The 21,675-nt window shown below is 71.9% G+C and carries 15 protein-coding genes; 8 read left to right on the forward strand and 7 right to left on the reverse strand.

Features of this window, described 5'->3' with window-relative positions; genetic code table 11:
* Positions 1 to 44 precede the first annotated feature (44 nt).
* Entirely contained in the window at positions 45 to 3,710 is a 3,666-nt protein-coding gene (locus ACIPSJ_RS42585) for an AAA family ATPase (protein ID WP_401354163.1), read from the reverse strand.
* A gap of 101 nt (positions 3,711 to 3,811) precedes the next feature.
* The gene (locus ACIPSJ_RS42590) at positions 3,812 to 4,240 is read right to left on the reverse strand and encodes a secondary thiamine-phosphate synthase enzyme YjbQ (RefSeq protein WP_355711988.1); all 429 of its coding nucleotides are present in this window, start codon (positions 4,238 to 4,240) and stop codon (positions 3,812 to 3,814) included.
* An 84-nt stretch (positions 4,241 to 4,324) separates the two neighbouring features.
* Between ACIPSJ_RS42590 and ACIPSJ_RS42595 the strand changes: the two genes are divergently transcribed.
* Entirely contained in the window at positions 4,325 to 5,404 is a 1,080-nt protein-coding gene (locus ACIPSJ_RS42595) for an NAD(P)-binding domain-containing protein (protein ID WP_401354165.1), read from the forward strand.
* A gap of 15 nt (positions 5,405 to 5,419) precedes the next feature.
* Here ACIPSJ_RS42595 and mltG read toward each other — a convergent pair whose 3' ends face one another.
* A complete protein-coding gene (mltG, locus tag ACIPSJ_RS42600; RefSeq protein ID WP_401354168.1) occupies positions 5,420 to 6,373 on the reverse strand; it encodes an endolytic transglycosylase MltG in 954 nt (317 codons plus the stop codon).
* Positions 6,374 to 6,430: 57 nt separating this feature from the next.
* On the reverse strand, positions 6,431 to 8,374 hold the full coding sequence (locus ACIPSJ_RS42605) for an ABC transporter ATP-binding protein (protein WP_401354171.1): 1,944 nt from the start codon (positions 8,372 to 8,374) through the stop codon (positions 6,431 to 6,433).
* A 95-nt stretch (positions 8,375 to 8,469) separates the two neighbouring features.
* Between ACIPSJ_RS42605 and ACIPSJ_RS42610 the strand changes: the two genes are divergently transcribed.
* A complete protein-coding gene (locus ACIPSJ_RS42610; RefSeq protein ID WP_365694506.1) occupies positions 8,470 to 8,922 on the forward strand; it encodes a MarR family transcriptional regulator in 453 nt (150 codons plus the stop codon).
* 57 nt (positions 8,923 to 8,979) lie between these two features.
* Here ACIPSJ_RS42610 and ACIPSJ_RS42615 read toward each other — a convergent pair whose 3' ends face one another.
* Positions 8,980 to 10,326, reverse strand: coding sequence for a cation:dicarboxylate symporter family transporter (locus tag ACIPSJ_RS42615; protein ID WP_401354173.1), 1,347 nt, complete (start codon positions 10,324 to 10,326; stop codon positions 8,980 to 8,982).
* 172 nt (positions 10,327 to 10,498) lie between these two features.
* Positions 10,499 to 12,100: a peptide-N4-asparagine amidase gene (locus tag ACIPSJ_RS42620; RefSeq protein WP_401354176.1), complete on the reverse strand. Its 1,602-nt coding sequence runs from the start codon at positions 12,098 to 12,100 to the stop codon at positions 10,499 to 10,501.
* Positions 12,101 to 12,242: 142 nt separating this feature from the next.
* On the opposite strand from ACIPSJ_RS42620, the gene ACIPSJ_RS42625 reads away from it, so the two are divergent.
* The 6 genes from ACIPSJ_RS42625 to ACIPSJ_RS42650 all read left to right on the forward strand — a co-directional run bounded on the left by ACIPSJ_RS42625 (position 12,243) and on the right by ACIPSJ_RS42650 (position 20,763).
* Positions 12,243 to 13,763 carry a M1 family metallopeptidase gene (locus ACIPSJ_RS42625; RefSeq protein ID WP_401354179.1) on the forward strand — a complete coding sequence of 507 codons (1,521 nt, stop codon included), beginning with the start codon at positions 12,243 to 12,245 and terminating at the stop codon, positions 13,761 to 13,763.
* A gap of 214 nt (positions 13,764 to 13,977) precedes the next feature.
* Entirely contained in the window at positions 13,978 to 16,032 is a 2,055-nt protein-coding gene (locus ACIPSJ_RS42630; RefSeq protein ID WP_401354182.1) for an N-acetylmuramoyl-L-alanine amidase, read from the forward strand.
* Between the two features lie 163 nt (positions 16,033 to 16,195).
* Positions 16,196 to 18,007: an ABC transporter transmembrane domain-containing protein gene (locus ACIPSJ_RS42635; protein WP_401354184.1), complete on the forward strand. Its 1,812-nt coding sequence runs from the start codon at positions 16,196 to 16,198 to the stop codon at positions 18,005 to 18,007.
* Positions 18,004 to 19,785, forward strand: coding sequence for an ABC transporter ATP-binding protein (locus ACIPSJ_RS42640; protein WP_401354187.1), 1,782 nt, complete (start codon positions 18,004 to 18,006; stop codon positions 19,783 to 19,785). Before ACIPSJ_RS42635 ends, ACIPSJ_RS42640 begins: the two co-directional genes overlap by 4 nt.
* 195 nt (positions 19,786 to 19,980) lie before the next feature.
* Positions 19,981 to 20,451, forward strand: a complete 471-nt coding sequence (locus ACIPSJ_RS42645) for a DUF5709 domain-containing protein (protein WP_359219701.1) — start codon at positions 19,981 to 19,983, stop codon at positions 20,449 to 20,451.
* Between the two features lie 51 nt (positions 20,452 to 20,502).
* Positions 20,503 to 20,763: a type B 50S ribosomal protein L31 gene (locus ACIPSJ_RS42650; protein WP_359219700.1), complete on the forward strand. Its 261-nt coding sequence runs from the start codon at positions 20,503 to 20,505 to the stop codon at positions 20,761 to 20,763.
* A 26-nt stretch (positions 20,764 to 20,789) separates the two neighbouring features.
* Here the strand turns inward: ACIPSJ_RS42650 and ACIPSJ_RS42655 are convergent, their stop codons facing one another.
* Positions 20,790 to 21,584 (reverse strand): metal-dependent hydrolase, encoded by a 795-nt coding sequence (locus tag ACIPSJ_RS42655; RefSeq protein ID WP_355711962.1) that lies wholly within the window; start codon positions 21,582 to 21,584, stop codon positions 20,790 to 20,792.
* Positions 21,585 to 21,675: the final 91 nt, after the last annotated feature.

Genomic DNA, 21,675 nt, shown 5'->3' on the forward strand with positions numbered 1-21,675 from the left:
CGGCAACGCCACGCGCACGGATGTGGTCGAGGAGCACTTCGGCGTCAGTTTCCAGAGGCACGCGGCTCGACGAGTCGGTCGAATGTGCGAGGACCGAGCTCCACCGCCATGATGCCGCGCGGTCCGGTCATGACCACTCCACGCGGGGGCAGGACCCTGGTTCGCCAGAGAGGGGACCCGACCCGCACGTGGTGCTCCTGTCGGTTCTCCAAGGACCAGAGTCCGACGGAGCACGTGTGGCCGCCGGTGACAGCGATCTCACGCTCCCCGTACCGAGCCAGGTCGACGTCCGTCAGCTCCATGTAATGCCCGCTTTCCAGTTGGGCCTGGGTGATCGGTGACCCGTCCTCGGCACTCCACACGACCACACGTGAGTAGGACCCGACACCCACGACCACCGAGTCCCGGCCCCAGCGGCCGATGGAGACGGCCGCGGTCCTGGACGGGCCCTCCCCATCGCCCGGGAACGTCAGATCCACACACCCGGCTTCGTCGCCGGCCAGGGTCCACAGGCGTGTTTCCTGTCTCGCCCAGTCCCAGGTGACGAATCGCAGGGCGACGTCCGACCGGTCGGGAAGCGGGGCCACGGAGAATCTGCCCCGGTGGCATCGCAGTGGTGGCCGCACCTCCTCGCCCGAGGCCAGGTCGAAGAACCCCAACCGACCGCTGAGGGAGGTGACGAGCAGGAGCGGCTGCTCACGCTCCAGGACCGCGATACGGGCCCACTCCTCCTGCCCCGGGAGTCGGCTCTCGTACACCACCTGACCGTTCGGGAACCGCCGCAGAGCGACGCGCCCCTCCGCGTCCAGGGTGACGAAAGCCGTCGGGTCACCGGGCAGGGCCGTCGCACCGCGGTAACGCCTCTCGGCCGATGCCTCGAGCCTCGCGAGGACGTCGCCCGTCTCCGTGTCGAAGACGACGAGGTCTCCGTCCACGCCGAGCGCCGCGACGCAGTGGGCGCCCGTCTCACCGACTCCGGCGACCACCTCGTAGTACTCGTCCGCCGGTGCTTCCGGAGAAGGAGTGCGGCTGTCCCAGACCCGGACGGCGCCGTCACGGCCGCCCGTGACGACCCAGCTGGTGCCGTCCAGTTCGCACTGCGCCAGGGACTGCACGCCGCCGTCGTGAACGGCAAATCGCCTTGTCTCCCCCTGGCCCGACGGACGAACGATCAGGTCTCCGTTCCAGTCGCCCCAGCACCACTGATCGCCGGGGCCGCCGACGGCGAGACTGGAGAACACGCCGGCTCCTCCGCGATCCGATGCGCCGATCCTCGTCGCCCGCACCGGATCCCAGGCGATCGCGTGACCGGTCTGTGCGCCGAGAAGGACCACCGGTGCGCCCTCGTGTTCCCCTACGGAAGCGGTCCAGATGTGTACGTCGGCACGCCAGGTCGGTATCTCCACAACGGCCCTGAACGGCTCGCCGATCGGCCGGGCGGTCCCGACGTCGAACGTGCTGACCTCACCGCTCTCCGTGGCGACCACGGCCAGACAGCGTCCACCCGCATCGCCCACGGTCAGGACCAGTTCCTGATCGCCGAGAACAATGCGGGGAAGCTCCAGCAGCCCGCCGTCCTCGGCGGACAGCACCTCGATGACGCCTTCCTCGCTGACCGTCACGATCGCGGCCTCGCCGCCCAGCACGGCGGGCCACACACCGTGCGGGGCCCGCCGGTCCGCGATCACACTCCGGCGGTCGGCCGCGCCCGGCACCGTACGCAGCAGACGGCCGTCGTCGTGCAGGGTGAGGACGGCGATGCCGTCGCTCTCCATGAAGGCTGTCATATGGATGATGGCCGACTCGGGTTCGTGCACCCCTGACGCCAACGGCGCGCCGTCCCTGAGGAACCACGCCTGCACGGCCCACGCACTCGCCGAGAGCACCACAGGGCCCCTCGGGTGCTCGACGGTGGCGAGGGCGACGACGTAGTCGTCGTGGTGCCCGAGCATGCGCGTCGCGACGAGGTCGTCCCAACGCGCCCAGCGCACCGTCCAGGGCCGGTCGGGAAACGCGGTGGCCAGCCCGGCGGCCAGTTCCTCGTCGCCGGCCATCCGCGCCGCCATCTCCAGGTAGCAGACACGCTCGTCCTCGGACGCCACGAGGAGTTGCTGTCCGACCCGCTGGACCGTGCGGGCCGCTCTCCGGCCCGACGGGGTACGCACCGCCGACAGGGCCGCCAGCAGGCGGGCCGGGTCCATCGCGGCCAGGAACCCCGCATCACGCAGCAGAGTGTCGAGCACGTGGCCCTCTCCCGCGTGGAAGGGCAGGTACGTGCGCGTGTAGGCGTCGGCGTCCGCCCAGACCGGCCCGCCCGCGGCTGCCGCCGACAGGCGCTCGAGAAGTACTTCTGCGAGACGCCGGTGGATCTCGGCTGCCGGACGTTGCCGGACGCTGAGTTGGCGCAGGTGTTCGCCGAGCGCTTCGTGGAAGAGCCGGAACCGGACTCCCGATCCGCGTTCGGTGCGGTGCAACAGGTCGGTCGCCGCGGTGTCCAGGAGCAACCGGGTGACATCGCGCTCCGAGTAGACGTCGGTCCCCAGTGCCGTGGCCGCGGCCGCCCAGGTGCGCGGGTCGTCGAAGCCGTCCCCCTGTGACCAGGCCAGCGCCATCAGCAGGTCGCGCAGCCACGGTCCGCCGGGCCGTACGTCCTGCAGGTAGCGTTCCATCGCCGCACCGACCGTGGTGGGAAACGCCTCCTGCCAACCCGCGCTGCTCGTGTCGACGGGTTCGCCCGCCGCCATGAGGGACAGCGCGGTGAGCTGCGCCACCAGGAAACTGCGACCGGAGCGAACCGCCACGGCGGCGCCGACGGACGCGGCGAGCCCGGGGCGGGACCGGTAGGGAGTGGTGATCTGCGGATCGCTCTCGGCGACCAACGTCAGCCGGACGTACTCGGCGATGTCACGCCGGTCCAGATAGCGGGCCTCGTCCAGGTCGACGACTCGGGCCGAACCCGCGAACAGGCGCAACAGGTCGTCCTCGCCTCCCGGGCGGGTGCCGACGAGGAGGCGTATGCCCGTCCGGCCGGCCGCCGCGGCAAGGGGTTCCAGCAGGTCGACGATGAGCCGGTGGGCGTCGGCCGCCTCGTCGACGCCGTCCACGACCACCACAGTGTCCCGGCGTGCCCGGGCATCTCGGAGCCGGGCAAGCAGACCACCTGCTGTGGTCTCGTCGACGGACAGCGCCCGCGAGATCTCTGTGGCGACCTCGTCGACCGTGCGGCCCCGCACATGCAATGCGGCGCCCAGGGCGCCGAGCCGCGGCAGCGCCTGGTCCGGCGCCGTGGGCGTCTCGCTGCGCGTCCGGGCGTCGGCCGTGCTCACCAGCCGTCCGAGAACCGCCGACTTGCCCGACCCCGGTGCCCCGGTCACCACGCGGGAGCGCGCGACGTCCGGACCCTGGCCGTTGATCCACTCCGTCAACTCGCCCAGCGCCTGGGTCCGCCCCGCGAAGTAAGAGCCTTCCCTGAGGCTGGACGGCAGAACACCCCGCCCTCTCGGGCGAAAGTGACCGCGCAACTGCTCCGCGTGCTCGGTCTGGAGTGCGGCTCGTTCCCGGAGCCGGTCGACGATCGGCGGAACCCCTGTGCCACTCACCACCAGCAGCACGGTGAGAACGACGGAGGTGGGTGTGACCCGGTCGGCGGAGGCCAGCCCGAGCAGCGCCCCGGCCCCGATCGCCACACCGGGCAGCAGGTGGATCAGCATCCGAACCGTCAGTGACCACCGGTTGTCACGCCGACGCAGTGAGTGCACAGCACCATTCGTATAGCCAACTCGCCCTGGCGTACACGATTTCCGTCAATGAGTCAGGAGCCGGCGAGGAAGGTGAAGCGGACCTTGCGCGAAGGATTGTCCTTGTTGGTGTCGACCAGGCACACCGACTGCCAAGTGCCCAGTTCCAGACGGCCGTTGATCACCGGCAGGGTGGCGTGTGGGGGGACGAGGGCCGGGAGGACGTGGTCGCGGCCGTGGCCGGGGGTGCCGTGGCGGTGCTGCCAGCGGTCGTCGGCGGGGAGCAGGGTGTGCAGGGCGGCGAGCAGGTCGTCGTCGCTGCCGGCGCCGGTCTCGATGACGGCGATGCCGGCCGTCGCGTGCGGGACGAAGATGTTCAGCAGTCCGTCGCGGCCGGCCGCGGCCTCGCGGAGGAAGGTCTCGCAGTCTCCGGTGAGGTCGACGACCCGCTCCCGGCTTCCGGTGGCGACATGGATCTCGCGTGTGGTGAAGGCATCCGACATGCCCCCATCCTGGCCCATGCGCCGGGCCGACTGCGGCGCGACCCTGTGGGGAAGATCCATGGCCACCCCTCTGTTGGTAGAAGCGTGAACAATGCGCGTGAGGTCGAGGTGGTCGTCACAGGCGCCGGTCAGGCGGGTCTGTCCAGCGCCTATCACCTGCGGCGCACCGGTTTCGAGCCGGACCGCGACTTCGTGGTCCTGGACCACTCCCCCGCCCCGGGCGGCGCCTGGCAGTACCGGTGGCCGTCGCTGACGTACGGCAAGGTGCACGGGATGCACGCACTGCCGGGCATGGAGCTGACCGGGGCCGATCCGGCGCGGCCGTCCGCCGAGGTGATCGGCGCCTACTTCACGGAGTACGAGCACACCTTCGGCCTGCGGGTACGGCGACCCGTGGACGTCCGCGCGGTACGCGAGGGCGAGAGCGGGCGGCTGCTGGTCGAGACCGACCACGGCGACTGGTCGACGCGGGCGCTGATCAACGCCACCGGCACCTGGGACCGGCCGTTCTGGCCGCGCTATCCGGGTCAGGAGACCTTCCGCGGGCGGCAGTTGCACACCGCGCGGTACGCCGGGCCGGAGGAGTTCGCCGGGAAGCGGGTCGTGGTCGTCGGCGGTGGCGCCTCCGGCACCCAGCACCTGCTGGAGCTGGCCCCGTTCGCGAAGTCCACCACCTGGGTCACCCGGCGGCCGCCGGTCTTCCGCGAGGGCCCCTTCGACGAGGGCGCGGGCCGGGCCGCGGTGGCGCTGGTGGAGGAGCGGGTACGGCAGGGGCTGCCGCCGCGGAGCGTGGTCTCGGTCACCGGGCTGCCCCTCAACGACGCGATCCGGCAGGGCCTCAAGGACGGCGTCCTGGACCGGCAGCCGATGTTCGACCGCATCACCGCGGACGGGGTGGAGTGGGACGACGGGCGGCATGTCGAGGCCGATGTCATCCTCTGGGCCACCGGTTTCCGCGCCTCCCTGGAGCATCTGACACCGCTGCGGCTGCGCGAGCCGGGCGGCGGGATCCGGGTCGACGGGAGCCGCGCGGTCGCCGATCCGCGCGTCCACCTCGTCGGGTACGGCCCCTCGGCGAGCACCATCGGCGCCAACCGCGCGGGCCGGGAAGCCGTCCGGGACATCAGGAGGCTGCTCGCCGGGGAGCCGGTCGCCGCCGCCTGACCGACGGGCGGCGGCTCAGCGCCACGACTGCGACGACTGCGACGGCTGCGAGGCCTGCGGCGACTGGGCCGACTGGGGCGACCGGGACGGCTGCTGGGCCTTGCTGCTCTGCACGGCGTTGAACTCGGCGACGTTGCGCTGCTGTTCGGCGTAGTCGGCGGTGAACCGCGTGTCGCCCGGCTTGACCGTGACGAAGTACAGCCAGTTGCCCGGCGGCGGGTTGAGCGCGGCGCGCATCGCGTCCTCGCCCGGGTTGTCGATCGGGCTGGGCGGCAGGCCCATGCGCTGGTAGGAGTTGTACGGGCTCTCGCTGCGGGTGTCGTCCAGCGTGGTCTTGAGGGTGCTGCGGTTGAGGCCGTAGTTGAGGGTGGAGTCCATCTGTAGCGGCATGCCGTTCTGCAACCGGTTGAAGATGACCCGGGCTACCTTCCCCATGTCGGCCTTGTTCCCGGCCTCGGCCTGGGCGATGCTGGCGATGATCACCGCCTGGTAGACGTTCATGGCGTTGCGCTGCGCGCCCGCCGCGACTGGCGCCCCCTCGAACTTCTGATTGGCGGTGTCGACCATGTACCGCAGCACCGACTGCGGGGTCGCGTCCTTGTCCAGGGGGTAGCTGGCCGGGAAGAGATAGCCCTCCGGGTTGCCTCCGGCGTCGCCGGGCAGTTTCAGGCCCGCGGTGCCGACGGACTTCTTGGTGCTGCCGGCGGGAAGCGCGAGGGCCTTGTCGACGGCGTCGTAGACCTGGGACGCGCGCCAGCCCTCCGGGATGACCAGGGTGGCGGGCCGGGAAGTCCCGCTGTGGGCCAGGTAGAGCAGCGGCACCGCCACGGCGGCGCCCGCGACGACGGCGCCGGTCACACCGAGCAGCAGCCTGCCCCGGCGCGTGAGCCGGACCGTCCTGCGCCGAGTCGGGTGCGGTCGGCCGTCGTTCCGACGGATCGTGTTCCGTGGCGGAGTGTTCGTCTGCATGCGGGAACGTTAGCCCGCAAATTGCCACAAACCCGACATATCTTCAGCTTGTCGACCTCAGTTTGTCGGCGGAGTCGCGTGTCGGCGCCCCCGGTCGCCCCGTCGGCGCCCCGGCCGTCGCGCCGCCTCCCACTGGCTCGTCCCGTCGGTCCCGACCGGCTCGACCGGGACGTCCGGCTCGCCCGCCGGGTCCCCCGCCGTCTCCCCCGTCGTCTCCAGCCGGGCGTCCCGCCGCACCAGTTCGGCGTACCGCCCGTCGAGTTCAAGGAGTTCCTCGTGCGTGCCGCGTTCGGCCACCTGCCCGGAGTCGAGGACGACGATCTGGTCGGCGCCGCGGATCGTGGACAGCCGGTGGGCGATGGTGAGCGTCGTCCGGTTGGCCGACAGCGCGTCGATGGCTTCCTGGACGGCGCGTTCGGTACGGGTGTCCAGGGCGCTGGTCGCCTCGTCGAGGATCAGGACCGGCGGGTCGCGCAGGATGGTGCGGGCGATGGCCAGCCGCTGCTTCTCGCCGCCGGAGAAGCGGTGACCGCGCTCGCCGACGACCGTGTCGTAGCCGTCGGGCAGCGAGGCGATGTGGTCGTGTATCTGGGCCGCGCGGGCGGCCGCGTGGAGTTCCTCGTCGGTGGCGTCCGGCTTGGCGAAGCGCAGGTTGTCGGCGACCGAGGCGTGGAAGAGGTACGTCTCCTGGGAGACGACGCCGACCGCGCGGGCGAGGGTGTCGAAGTCGAGGTCACGGACGTCGACGCCGTCCACGGTGACCCGGCCGCCGGTGACGTCGTAGAGCCGGGGAACCAGGTAGCCGAGCGTGGACTTGCCGGCGCCGGTCGGGCCTACGACGGCCAGGCTGCCGCCCGCCGGGACGGTGAGGTCGATGCCGTCGAGGACGGGGCCGCCCTTGTCGTCGTACCTGAACTCGACCTTCTCGAAGCGCACCTCGCCCTTGACCCGGTCCAGGTGCACCGGCTCGTCCCGCTCGGTGATGTCGATGGGCAGGTCGAGGTACTCGAAGATGCGCTGGAAGAGCGCGAGGGAGGTCTGGATCTGGACGCCGGTCGCCAGCAGGCTCACGGCCGGGCGGAACAGGCCCTGCTGGAGCGAGACGAAGGCGACGATGGTGCCGAGCGAGATCTGCGGGCCGCCCGTCCGGAGGGCCATGCCGGCGGTCCAGTAGATGACGGCGGGCATCGCGGCCATCACGATCGTGATCACGGCCATCCGCCAGCGGCCGGCCATGTTCGAGCGCACTTCCAGGTCGACCAGCTGCTCGGACTCCTCGGCGAAGGAGGCGGTGAGGGAGTCGGCGCGGCCCATGGTGCGGCCGAGCAGGATGCCGCTGACGGAGAGCGACTCGGTGACCGTGGCGGCCATCGCGGCCATCTGCTTCTGGCGCTGGGTGGTGATCTTCTTGCGTTCGTTGCCGACCCGGCGGCTGATCCACACGAAGACGGGGAGCAGGACCAGCGAGACCACGGTGAGCCGCCAGTCGAGGGCGAGCATCGCGACGATCGTGGCGACCACGCTGGTCAGGTTGGAGACCAGGGAGGTGGCGGTGGAGGTGACGGTGGCCTGCATGCCGCCGATGTCGTTGGCGATGCGGGACTGCACCTCGCCGGTGCGGGTGCGGGTGAAGAAGGCGAGCGACATGCGCTGCAGCCGGCCGTAGACGGCGGTGCGCAGGTCGTGCATGACGCGCTGGCCGACGGTGGTGGATATCAGCGTCTGCAGGACGCCGAAGACGCTGGAGAGGACGGCACTGAGGATCATGCCCAGCGCGAGCAGGCTGAGCAGTCCGGTGCGGCCCTGCGGGATCGCGGTGTCGAGGGTCGCCTTCAGCAGGAACGGCGTGGCGACCGAGACCAGCGAGGAGGCGCCGACCAGCAGGCCGACGATCGCGAGCCGGCCGCGATAGGGGCGGAAGAGCGTGAGGATGCGGCGTACCTGGCGGGGCTGTCCGGCCGAGGTGCCGTCGGGGGTCCAGTTGATCTCGTCTCGGGGCATGGCTCCTACGGATGGGTGCGGTGTGTGCGGACTGACGGAGCATAGCTCACTGTTACCTATGCTCACAATGAACTAGGTCCTGATATTATTCCCGCATGAGCACCCCCGATCCCGACGGCCCGCTCGCCGAGCAGCTGCTGCGCCTGACGCGCCGGGTGTGGCGTATCCAGAAGCGCCATCTGGAGGCGCGCGATCTCGGCGTCACCCCGGCGCAGTCCCGTCTGCTGCGCACCCTCGCGCACTACGACGCACCGCCGCGCATGGCCGACCTCGCCGAACGCCTGGAGGTGGTGCCGCGCGCGGTGACGACCCTGGTCGACGGCCTGGAGGCGAGCGGCAAGGTGCGCCGGGTGGCGGATCCGACGAACCGCCGGGTGACCCGGATCGAGATCACGGACGAGGGGCGCGAGACCCTGCGCGAGCTGCGGGCGGCGCGCCGGTCCGCCGCCGAGGAGATCCTGGCCCCGCTCTCCGAGGAGCAGCGCAAGGTGCTGGGCGGGCTGCTGGACACGCTGGTCGACGGGCCGGTGCCGGCGAAGCGCTGTTGAGACAGACGAAGCGGCTCCCCTGCCTCTCCGAGAGGGGAGCCGCTTTCCGCCGTACGGTCAGCTTCGGGACACCGGCTCCTCGGCCGGCACCTCGGCCTCTTCCTCGGCCGTCCCGGTCTCACCGCCCAGCACCTTCTTCGCCCGCTCGATGTCCAGCGCACCCTCCCAGCGTGACACCGCGAACACGGCGACGCAGTTGCCGAGCAGGTTGGTGACGACGCGCATCGAGTCCATGATGCGGTCGACGCCGAGCAGCAGGGCGACGGCACCGGCCGGGATCGCCCCGAGCGAGGAGGCGGTCGCGGACAGCGCGAGGAAGGCCGAGCCGGGGATGCCGGCCATGCCCTTGCTGGTGAGCATCAGCACCAGGACCACGGTGATCTGCTGACCGAGGCTCAGGTCGACGCCCACGGCCTGCGCGATGAACAGGGTGCCGATGGAGAGGTAGAGCGAGGCGCCGTCGAGGTTGAAGGAGTACCCGGTGGGCAGCACAAGCCCGACGGCGTCGTCACGGGCACCCGCCCTGCGCAGCTTCTGCATCACGCGCGGCAGCACGGACTCCGTGGAGGCGGTGCCCAGCGCGAGCAGCAGCTCCTCGCGGATGTAGCGGACGAACTTCCAGAGGCTGAGCCCGGTGAGGGCCTTCAGCGCGACGGCGAGCAGGGCGACGAAGAGGGCGGCGGCCGCGTAGCAGAGGACGATGAGCTTGGCGTACGTCTCGATGACGCCCAGCCCGTACTGGCCGATCAGGACGGCCATCGCGCCGAAGACGGCGATCGGGGCGAGGCGCATCACGAAGCCGACGATCGCGAAGATGATCTCCTGGGCCTGCTCGACGGCCGGCAGCACCTGCGGCACCTTGGTGTGGCCGAGGTGGAGCAGTGCCGCGCCCACCAGACAGGCCAGGACGAGCACCTGGAGCAGGGAGTTCTCGGCGAAGGCACCGACGAAACTGGTGGGCAGGGCGTTGAGCACGAACTCGGTGGTCGAGGGCAGCGAGCCGCCGCCCGTCTTGGCGTCGACCGCCTTGGCGCTCAGCGTGGCCGGGTCGACGTGCATCCCGGAGCCGGGCTGGACGAGGTTGGCGGCGACGAGGCCGATGACCAGCGCGAGCGTACTGGCCACCTCGAACCAGATCAGGGCCTTGAGCCCGATCCGCCCGAAGGCCTTCAGGTCACCGGCCTTGGCGATGCCGACGACGACCACGCAGAAGACGAGCGGCGAGATGATCGTCTTGATCAGCCGGGTGAAGCCGTCGCCGAGCGGCTGGAGGTCCGAGGCGAACCCGGGCCACAGCCGCCCGACGACGATGCCGAGCACGAGCGCGCAGGCGACCTGCGCGAAGAGAGAGGTACGCAGTATGCGTGCGACGCGTCGCGGCAGGGACGGTAGGGACTGCGGCACGGGCACTCCTGGTGGGGGGGGGGATCGACTCGCGGAAGCCGAGCGGGACTTCTGCGATACGGAAAGCGGCTTCCGCGTCGATCACTCTGGAGGTCTTCTTGATCCCGTCCGAGACCACCGTGTATCAGCCGTGTAAATCACGTTCCGAGTGACCCATCGCACACAACTCGGCTCAGCAGCCGCTGTGATCCTCCGTCAGCACCCCCTGTTCGGTGGCCAGCGAACGGTCGTAGCACCCACCGGGGCCGTACAGCCGGTACCGCTCGCTCGACGTGCCGACCGCGTGCCGCTGGTCGCGCGGTACGCCCAGGGTGTACGTCGCGTCACCGCGGTAGGTGTCGTCGAGGCGTGACCGGCCGCCTCCGGCTCCCACGACCGTCGCCCGGTCGCCGAGGGTGAGTTCGGTGCGCAGCCGGTCGTCGGCGCCGACGGTGATGGCGCCGTCCATGGTGTACGTCCGGTGGGTGGCAGTCGTCCGGGGCGCCCCGCCCGCCGCTGTCACCGTGATCCTCTGGTCGTCGGTCCAGGTGGCGTCGAGCGCGTCGGTGGTCTCGCCGTCGTTCCAGCGGTGGACGGAGGTGTTGGCCAGTGTCCGGCTGACGGTGGTGGTCACCCGGCCGTGCGAGGTGTCGAGGTATCCGGAGGCGGTGAACCGGTGCCCGGCGTCGGTGTCGACCCGGTACTCCCCCGAACCCGGCGTGTACACCGAGGAGTTGGCGGGGTCGGAGGCCGTGGCCCCGGTGAGCCTCCCGGTGACGTGGGCGCGGTGCGCGTCCTGCCAGACCAGCACGTTCACCGGCGCGCTCCACCCGGCCTGCCCCTCGGGCACCCCGGCGACGGAGACCTCTACCTGGTGCGGGCGACCGTCGTTCAGCAGTCCGGCGAACGGCGTCAGGTCGTATTCGATCGGCTTGACGTCGAAGGCGCGGGGGCCCGGAATGACGTACCAGAGGAAGGGGTTGGACCAGCCGCCGGTCCACACGTTCGGGAACGGCGCGGCGATTCCGGCCAGTTGGCCGTCGACCTTGATCTGCACCTCCCGGTACGGCCCCTTGTCCGCCTTGCAGGAGTACGACGCCGGATCGGCCACGGTCAGGTACCAGAACTCCTCGCAGCCGCCGCCGGATCCGGTGGCGTACACCTCGGCGACGATGCGTTCGCTGTTGCGCGGGGTGGTGAGGGTGGTGCCGTCGGTCAGGGTCAGCACCTTGTCGGGGACGGCGGCGGGCTGCGCACGCCCCTCGTAGAAGGTGAGCGTGGCCTTGACGTCGATGACCCCGGTGTAGGTGTCGTCGACGACGTTGCCGATGAGCATCTCGACGTCCTGGGCGGTGCGGAAGGTGTCGCTGTAGCGCGTGACGTCCTTCTCCACATGCCACTCGATGCCGTCCGGGGAGGGCTCGGGCGTGGAGGTGCGCAGCACTTCGACGCCGCCGACGTGCAGATAGCCCAGGCGGTCGTACTGACGGCCCTTCACCTTGCCGTCGAGCCGCAGCACCACCTTGCTCCACCGGTCACCGCAACCCCGGGGTGGCGTGTATGTCCCCCGGTACGGCGTGAAGTCGCGGAACTGGGCCTCGGCCAGGGTGACTTGGCACGATCTGGCCCCCTTGGGCACGGACACCGGCGGGGCGGCGGTCACCGGGTCGTGCCAGTCGGTGCCGAACTCGACCGGGACGTCGGCGGCCCGGGCGGCGGGGGCGCCGGTACCGAGGAGGGCGCTCGCGAGGAGGGTCGCCCCTGCGAGCATGGACATGACGATCCGTCTTCTCATGGCCGGTGTTCTACGGGGAGTTGACCATCGGCCGCAATGGGGAGACCGGCCGACGACGGACCGGCGGCCACTCGATTCATACCGGTACGCCCGATGGGTGCATATGGTGCTATAACCTGACACTCCTGCCACAGTGCTGCCCATGGAGATCACCACCGCTCGTGTCCGCCGCGCGGCCCTCGCCCTGGCCCTCGGCGGTGCCGTCGCCCTCACCTGCGACGCCGTTCTCGCGGGCCTCCCGCACGAGGGCCCCGGCTCCCCCGCTCCGGGCCCCTCGGCCGCCCCGTCCGGACCGGCCCCCGCCCCCGGCGCGCCGGGCATCGGCGACCCGCTCATGCCGCTGGACGGCAACGGCGGCTACACCGTCCGCCGTTACACCCTCGACTTCGACTGGCGGGCACCCGCAACGCCCTTCGAGGCCGGGACCACCATCAGCGCCACCGCCACCCAGGCCCTGTCCCGGTTCGACCTCGACTTCGCGGGCAACACCCTGCACAAGGTCACCGTCGACGGGGCGCCGGCCGCCTTCGTCCGCGACGGCGACGAACTCGTCGTCACCCCCGCGCGGGCGATCCCGCGCGGCGGCACGTTCACCGTCCGCGTCACCTACACCGCCGACCCGACCCAGCGCCGGCAGCGGAGCGACGCGATCCGGGAGTACGGCTGGGTGCCCACCCCCGACGGCACCCTGATCTGTGCTCAGCCCGACGGCGCCAAGCTGGTCTTCCCGGTGGACGACCATCCCAGCCTGCGGGCGCCCGTCACCTTCCGCATCACCACCCCGCCGGGAATCCGCGCGGTCGCCAACGGCCGGCTCGTCGACCGCGCCGGGCGCCCCGGCGGACGGGTCCGGTGGACGTACGACTCCGAGGAGCCCATCGCGGCCCAGCTGGTCCAGGTGGCGATCGGGAGGTTCACGGTCCTCGACAGCACCGGCCCGCGCGGGCTGCCCGTCCGCGACGTCGTGCCGGACGGCCTGGTCGCGGACACCGAGGAGCAGCGCTCGCTGACCCCGGAGCACCTCGCCTGGCTGGAGAAGCGGCTCGGCCCGTACCCGTTCCGGCGCTACGGCGTGCTGGTCGGGGACACCGATCTGCCGGTGGCCCTTGAGACCCAGTCGCTGTCCGTCGTACCCAAGGACGACCTGCTGGGCGACCGGGTGGACGCCGAGCGCAACCTCGTCCACGAGCTGACACACCATTGGACGGGTGACAGCGTCGCCATCCGGCGCTGGTCCGACCTGTGGCTGAGTGAGGGTCACGCCCGTTTCTACGAGCGGCTCTACTCCGCCGAGCACGGCGGCGTCGGCATGGAGGACGCCATGCGGGCCGCGTACGAGCAGCACGACCAGTGGCGGCACGACGACGGCGCGCCCGCCGAGCCCACGGAGCCGACGCTCTTCAAGGTGATGCGGTACGACGGCTCGGCGCTGGTGCTGTATGCCCTGCGGGAGAAGGTCGGTGACGAGACGTTCGACCGGATCGAGCGGACCTGGGTGACCAGGTACCGGGGCCGCGCGGCCGGCACCCGGGACTTCGTCGCCCTCGCCTCCGAGGTGGCGGGTGAGGATCTGACGCCGTTTCTGACCCCGTGGCTGTACGGGCCGGACACCCCGCCGATGCCGGGTCACCCCGACTGGCGGGTGGACCCGGTCGAGGACTGAGCCCGTGCGATGTGTGGCCACCCACGGATGACGGGCCGTTGCCCGCCGACCGGGTGGCCTCTGCCGGACCGCTGGGCCACCCCGGTGAAGCTCGGCGCGCCGCATCGCGCCGGGCACGGAAACGTACAGGGGGTGACGTGAAGGGCAACTCCTCGGCCTTGGTTGCGACAAGCGTGGTGGGAGACCCTCTGCAAGCGGTTGGAGACCCTCTGGTATGAGAAGAACTGTCGCTCCACGTGTGCCCGACACCGCCCGGATCTGCCGCCGGACGGCCTGCCTGCTCGCGACGGCGGCGATGCTGCCACCGCTGCTCATCCTCCCGTCGTCCGGCGACGACGTGGCGGAGGGCCAACGACTGCAGAACGCCTTCACGGACGCCGCACGCGAGTTCCACGTACCGCGCAGTGTGCTCATGAGCGTGTCCTACATGCAGTCGCGCTGGGACGCCCATCCCGGCGCGCCCAGCGTCGCGGGCGGCTACGGGCCGATGCACCTGGTGGACACCGGCCAGGTACAGGCCGCGGCACCGGCGGCGGGCCCGGTCGAGGCGGACGGGCGGACCACCATGCCGCGCGAACTGACGGCGGGCGGACCGAGCGGCTCGGGCGGTCCAGCGGGTTCGGGCGGTACGGGAGGTTCGGGCGCCTCGGGCGCTCCGGGCGGGCACACCGTGCAGCCGGCGGACCTGCAACGCGCCGCACGGCTGATCAGGACCCCGGCCGGGCAGCTGCGGACGGACGCCGTCGCCAACGTGCGCGGCGGCGCGGCGCTGCTGGCCGCCACCCAGCGGCATCTCGGCAAGCCGCTCAGTGCCCGCCCGGAGGACTGGTGGCAGGCGGTGGAACGTTTCCCCGGCACCCCCGACGTCACCTCGGCCGCCACCTACGCCGACGACGTCTTCGGCCTGATCCGCCGGGGAGCGCACCGGACCACCGCCGAGGGACAGGACGTCACGCTGCCGGCCTCCCCCGGCGTCCGCCCGCACCCCGGCCCGCAGTCCGCGCGCCGGCCGAAGAACGTCGAGTGCCCCGCCGACCTGACCTGCGACTGGCTCGCCGCGCCGTACGAGGAGATCGACGACGACGGCGACTACGGCAACCACGACCTGGCCGACCGGCCCAGGGACCAGCGGATCGAGTACATCGTCATCCACGACACCGAGTCGAACCTGCCGAACATGTTCAAGACCGTGCAGGATCCGACGGAGGCGTCCTGGCACTACTCGATCCGTTCCACCGACGGCCATGTCACCCAGCACGTCAGGACCAAGGACGAGGCCTGGCACTCCGGCAGCAAGTTCGTCAACGCCCGCTCGATCGGCATCGAGCACGAGGGCTTCCTCGCCCACCCCGGGACCTGGTACACGGAGCAGATGTACCGGTCCTCGGCGCGCCTGGTGCGCTACCTGGCGAAGAAGTACGACGTCCCGATGGACCGGCAGCACATCTTCGGCCATGACAACGTGCCCTCCCCGACCGCCGACAGCATCCCCGAGATGCACGAGGACCCCGGCCCGTACTGGGACTGGCGGCACTACTTCGAGCTGCTCGGCGCACCGCTGAAGGCCACGGCGGGACCGGACAGCGACATGGTGATGATCCTGCCCGACTACGCCACCTACCAGCCGCGGTACACGGGGTGCGACGGTGACGGCAAGAAGTGCAAGCCGCACGGCTCCAGCGCCGTCCGCCTGCACACCGAACCGGACGAGAACGCCCCGCTGATCCAGGACCCGGGCCGCAGGCCGGACGGCGACGACTCCACCGAGGACGTCAGCGACCTCGGTTCGCGCGTCTCCACCGGCCAGGTCTTCGCCGTCGCCGACCGCAGCGGCGAGTGGACGGCGATCTGGTTCCAGGGCAACAAGGCCTGGTTCAGGAACCCCAAGGACCACCCGACGGCCGTCGGCGCGAGCGGCCGCATGATCACGCCGAAGGCGGGACTGGACGAGATCCCGGCGTTCGGCCGGGCCCTCCCGGAGGAGGAGGCCTACCCGGAGGGCGTGGAGGAGGAGTCGGAGTCGCCGCTCCCCTACACCATCCGGGCGGGTCAGCGGTATGTGACCCAGGCCGCCGTCGGCAGTTCCTACGTCGACAGGTCGTTCTTCTCCGCCACACCGCAGCCCGTGGTGCTGGGCCACGAGAAGTACTACGAGATCCAGCTGGGTCACCGGCTCGCCTACGTCCGCGCGGACGACGTGGACCTGGTGACCGCCCCCGCCGGCGCGGCCGGTGGACCCGGGCAGCAGAACGGCTCGACCAGGCCGTGAACCACCGACCGTTCCTCGCACGGTGGGCGGCGGGCCCTGTCCGGAAGGCAGCGGATTTCGACGGCCGCCCGGGAAAACCGTTTGATTTCGACCACGCCACGACGCGAACCTTTCACGGCTTGTCGCCACCTCCCCCGCCCCCGACACAAGCCGCTGGGACGTCATGCAGATTCAAGATCTTCCGTACTCCGATCCGGGCGTGCCCGACGCACGTTCGGGTCCCCGATTCCTGTGGTGGCTCGGGCGGAACCAGCTGGGCGGCCAGTTCAAGTCGCTGGCCTGGGGCCTGTTGCACTTCGTGTCCGTCTGCGCGCTCCCGTTCTGTGTGGGCCTCGCCGTCCAGGCCGTCGTCGACCGGTCCGGCACCCGGCTGGCCCTGACGGGCGTTCTGCTGGTGGTGTGCGGCACGGCGATCGCCGTCGGCGACACCTTCCTGCACCGCACCGCCGTCACCAACTGGATCACCGCCGCCGCCCGCGTCCAGCAGCTGCTCGCCCGCAAGGCCGCCCTGCTGGGCTCGGCGCTGACCCGCCGGGTCGCGGCCGGCGAGGTGGTCGCGGTCTCCACCGGCGACGTCGAGAAGATCGGCTGGTTCGTCGAGGCGGTCTCCCGCTTCACCGCGGCCGCGGTGACCGTGGTCGTGGTCGCCGTCGCCCTGCTCCTCTACCAGCCCGCGCTCGGCTGGATGGTCGCCGCCGGTCTGCCCCTGGTGGCGCTGGCGGTGCTGCCGCTGCTGCCCCGGGCGACCCGGCGCGCCGACTTCCAGCGCACCAAGGCCGGCCGGGCCACCGAGCTGGCCTCGGACACCGTGGCGGGGCTGCGGGTGCTGCGCGGCATCGGCGGCGAGGACCTCTTCCTCGACCGCTACCGGCGCGCCTCCCAGGAGGTGCGGCGTGCGGCGGTGCGCAGCGCCCGGATGTGGTCGCTGATCTCCGCGATCCAGGTGCTGGTGCCCGGGCTGCTGCTGATCGCGGTCGTCTGGCGCGGTGTCCAGCTCGCCCGCGAGGGCCGTGTCACCGTCGGCGAGCTGGTCACCGTCTACAGCGCGGTCATGATGCTCAACTACCCGCTGCAGCACTTCACCGAGATCGCCATGGCCTACTCCTTCTCCCGTCCCTCGGCGAAGCGGGCCGCGCGGGTGCTCTCCCTGGAGCGGGCCACGGACACCGGCGGCTCACGCGCGGACACGGTGCCGGACGGCGACCTGTACGACCCGGCCACCGGCCTGCTGGCGCCCGCGGGCCGGCTGACCGCGGTGGTCTGCGGCGACCCCGACGCGGCCGGTCTCCTCGCCGCACGGCTGGGCGGCCACCCCGCCGAGGCCGGCACCTCCGTGCTGCTCGGCGGCGTACCGCTGGACGAACTGCCCCTGGAGGCCGCCCGGACCGCCGTCCTCGTCCAGGACAAGGACCCGGTGCTGCTCTCCGGTTCGCTCCGCGAGCTGCTCGACGTGCCGGCCTCAGGGGCGGTACGCGCGGCGGACGCGCTGGCCGCCGCCCAGTGCGCGGACGTCCTGGAGGCCCTGGTCCAGGGCTCGTTGGACGTCACCGACCCGATGGACGCCCGGATCACCGAGCGGGGCCGCTCGCTGTCCGGCGGGCAGCGCCAGCGGCTCGCCCTGGCCCGCTCGCTGATCACCGACCCGGAGGTGCTCGTCCTGGACGAACCCACCTCCGCCGTCGACTCCCACACGGAGGCACGGATCGCGGAGGGCCTCCGGGAGCTGCGGTCCGGGCGTACGACCGTGGTGTTCACCTCCTCGCCACTGCTGCTCGACCGGGCCGAACGGGTCGTCCTCGTCCACGAGGGCGAGGTCGTGACGGTCGGCGTGCACCGCGAGATGGTGCGCACCGAGCCCCGGTACCGGGCGGTGGTGACCCGGGAGACCGCGGAGGAAACCGCCCGCCGGAACCCCGCGGACGACGAGGCCGCGCTGCGCGGCGGCGCACTGGAAGAGATCGAGGAGAGCGCATGATCGGCGTCGCGCCACCGGACTACGACCCGGCGGCCCCGACCACGGCCACCACCCTGCCCGTCGGCGCCACCGCGACCGTCCGCGCCTACGTGGCCGAACTGTTCCACCGGCACCGCCGGGCCTTCTTCCTCCTGATCGCCGTCAACGCGGTGGCCGTGGTCGCCTCCATGGTCGGCCCGTACCTGCTCGGCGGGCTCGTGGAACGGGTCTCGGACGGTACCCGTGAGCTCCATCTGGGCCTGACCATCGGCCTGTTCGCGCTCGCCCTCGCCGTCCAGGCCGTCTTCGTGCGCGAGGTGCGGCAGCGCGGCGCGGTGCTCGGCGAACGGATGCTGGCCGACCTGCGCGAGGACTTCCTCATCCGCTCGGTCGGGCTGCCGCCGGGCGTGCTGGAGCGGGCCGGCACCGGCGATCTGCTGTCCCGGATCACCACCGACATCGACCGGCTCGGCAACGCGATGCGCGAGGCCGTGCCGCAGCTGTCGATCGGCGTGGTGTGGGTGGCGCTGCTGCTCGGCGGGCTCGTCGTCACGGCACCGCCGCTGGCCGCCACCGTGCTGCTCGCCCTGCCGATCCTGATCGCCGTCTGCCGCTGGTACTTCAGGCGGGCGCCCGCCGCCTACCGCTCCGAGGCCGCCGGGTACGCGGCCGTGGCCGCCGCCCTCGCGGAGTCCGTGGACGCCGGTCACACCATCGAGGCACACCGCCTCGGCGCCCGGCGCATCGCCCTGTCCGACCGCCGGATCAAGGAGTGGACGGCCTGGGAACGCTACACGCTGTGGCTGCGCTCGGTGCTCTTCCCGGCGCTGAACACCACGCACACCGTGGTGCTCGGCTCGGTGCTCGTGATCGGCGGGGTGTTCGTCCTGCACGGCTGGATCGACGTCGGCCAGCTGACCACGGGCGCGCTCATCGCCCAGATGCTCGTCGAGCCGATCAACCTGATCCTGCGCTGGTACGACGAGGTCCAGGTCGCCCAGGTGTCGCTGGCCCGGCTGGTCGGCGTGCGGGACATCGAGCCCGACGCCGGGGACGCCGCGCTGGCCCCCTCCGGCCGGGAGGTCCACGCGGACCGGGTCCGCTTCGGCTACCTGCAGGGCGTCGACGTGCTGCGCCAGGTATCCCTGGAGGTCGCGCCCGGCACCCGGCTGGCCCTGGTCGGCCCCTCGGGCGCGGGCAAGTCCACCCTGGGCCGGCTGCTCGCCGGGATCTACGCGCCCCGGGACGGCCGGATCACGCTGGGCGGCGCGGAGCTGTCCCGGATGACCGCCGAACGGGTCCGCTCGCACGTGGCCCTCGTCAACCAGGAGCACCACGTCTTCGTGGGCTCCCTGCGCGACAACCTGCTGCTCGCCCGGACCGACGCCGAGGACGCCGAGCTGTGGGCGGCCCTGGGGGCGGTCGACGCGGACGGCTGGGCGCGGGCCCTGGAGGAGGGCCTGGACACCGAGGTCGGCTCGGGCGGCCTCGCGCTGACCCCGGCGCAGGCCCAGCAGATCGCGCTGGCCCGGCTGGTGCTGGCCGACCCGCACACCCTGGTCCTGGACGAGGCGACCTCGCTCCTGGACCCGCGGGCGGCCCGCCATCTGGAGCGGTCCCTGGCCCGGGTCCTGGACGGCCGCACCGTGGTCGCCATCGCGCACCGGCTGCACACCGCCCATGACGCGGATGTCATCGCCGTGGTCGAGAACGGCCGGATCAGCGAGCTCGGCAGCCATGACGAGCTGGTGACCGCCGACGGGCCCTACGCGGCGCTGTGGCGGTCGTGGCACGGGTGACGGGCCGTGGCACGGGGTGCGCGCCGCAGGTCGCGCCCCGTGCCGTTGCGCGGGTGCGAGCAGGGGTGGAAGGCTGGAGAGCGGCACCGGTGCGGGAATCGACCGGGAACCGCAGGGTTCGCGCCGTGTGAGACCCGTGCCGAGCGTGCCGGCGGCCCGCCCCGCGGACCGCGTCCTCACTCCCTGGAGGTAGCCGTGACCACCGCCGACGGATGGGGGGACGACGTCTACCAGCCCGACGGATCCGAGATCCGGGAGGACACGGGACTGCTCGACGTGGAGGACACGCTGGAGTCCGACGGCGTCAGCGATCCCCTGGACCGCGGCTGGTCCCCGCCCGAGCGGCCGTGGGCCGTGGAGCACACCGGGGTGACCGCGGCGGAACGCCACCGGGGCGAGACCCTGGACCAGCGGCTCGCCGAGGAGCTGCCCGAGCCGGGTGTCCCGGACGACGACGGCATCGGCGACTGCCAGGGCAGCGACGGCGAGCTCCTGGACAACGAGGTCGGCGATCTGCGCTCCGGCCGCCTGGTGGCCCCGAACGAGGGGGCGCACGAGGACGACGAGAACGGCCTGGTCGCCACCGACATCGGCATCGACGGCGCCGGGGCCTCCGCCGAGGAGGCCGCGATGCACATCGTCGACGAGGACACCGCCTACGGCTGAGCCGTGCCGTCCGCGCCCGACCGCCCCGACCGCCCTGTCCGAGGAGCCGCCATGCAGCAGGACAAGCAGCCCGACTACCACCCCGTGGTCTTCCGCGACCGGGCCGCCGGTTACGCGTTCCTGACCCGGTCGACCGCGACCAGCGAGCAGACCATCGAGTGGGACGACGGCCAGACCTACCCCGTGGTCGACGTGGAGATCTCCTCCGAGAGCCACCCCTTCTACACGGGCAAGGCCCGCACGGTGGACACCGAGGGCCGCGTCGCCGCCTTCGAGCGCCGCTACGGGAACGGCTCGGGGAAGGCCGGCTGACCCTGGCCCTCGGGGCCTCCTCGGGGTCAGATCACGTTGAGGGCGGCGGCGCAGCCTATGCCGCCCAGCACCATGAACACGGGCATCAGCACCTTCAGCTCGACCCAGCTGCCCGCGCGGAACCGCATCATCTTCGGCGGGCCCAGCGGGTACCAGCGCTTGCGGCCGATCGGGATGGGCCACAGGATCGGGCAGCCGGAGACCGTCAGCGCGTCCCCGATGTCGTGCACCAGCGCTCCCAGCACCACCGGCAGCCCCAGCCACAGGTACTCCTGGCCGGGCTGGGTGAACAGCCAGTCCGCGCCGTTGCCCGGCTTGTCCAGGACTTCCGCCAGGATCCAGGCGCTGGTCGCCGCCAGCAGCCACACCAGCACGTCGCTGCTGGAGCCGCGGGCGGCCCGCCACAGCAGCCCCTCGATCGCCAGCACCATGTGAGCGAAGAGGATCGCCAGTACCGCCCACCGGCCGCCCAGGATCGCCGCGGCCGAGCAGCCCCCGCCGATCATCGCCGCCCACACCCAGGTGTGGGTCAGGGTGCGGTGCCCGCCGTTGCGGCGCGGGTCGCCGGGCTTGCGGGTCGCCTTGTAGACGGCGTAGGAGAGCTTGTCGACGATCTCGCAGAGCCAGCGCGAGAGCGGTCCGAAGGCGCGCGAGATGGTGGCGGCCTTGTGGTCGAGATCCGGGGCGAGCGCGGCGCCGGCGCAGATCAGCGCCCCGACCAGCAGTACCGGCCAGGGCATCGCGTGCCCGGCCGCTGCCGCCGCGGCTCCTACGCCGAGCCAGGCGGCGGCCCCCGACAGTGAGTGTGCTGGTCCCATCATGGCCGTTGCCCGCCCCATTCCTCGTATACCGCTGTCCAGTTGACCGGGTGCGATGACGCTCCGTCGGCGACACAGCGTAGCGGCCGTGATC

This window comes from Streptomyces sp. NPDC090088, assembly GCF_044747345.1.
Taxonomy (GTDB): Bacteria; Actinomycetota; Actinomycetes; order Streptomycetales; family Streptomycetaceae; genus Streptomyces.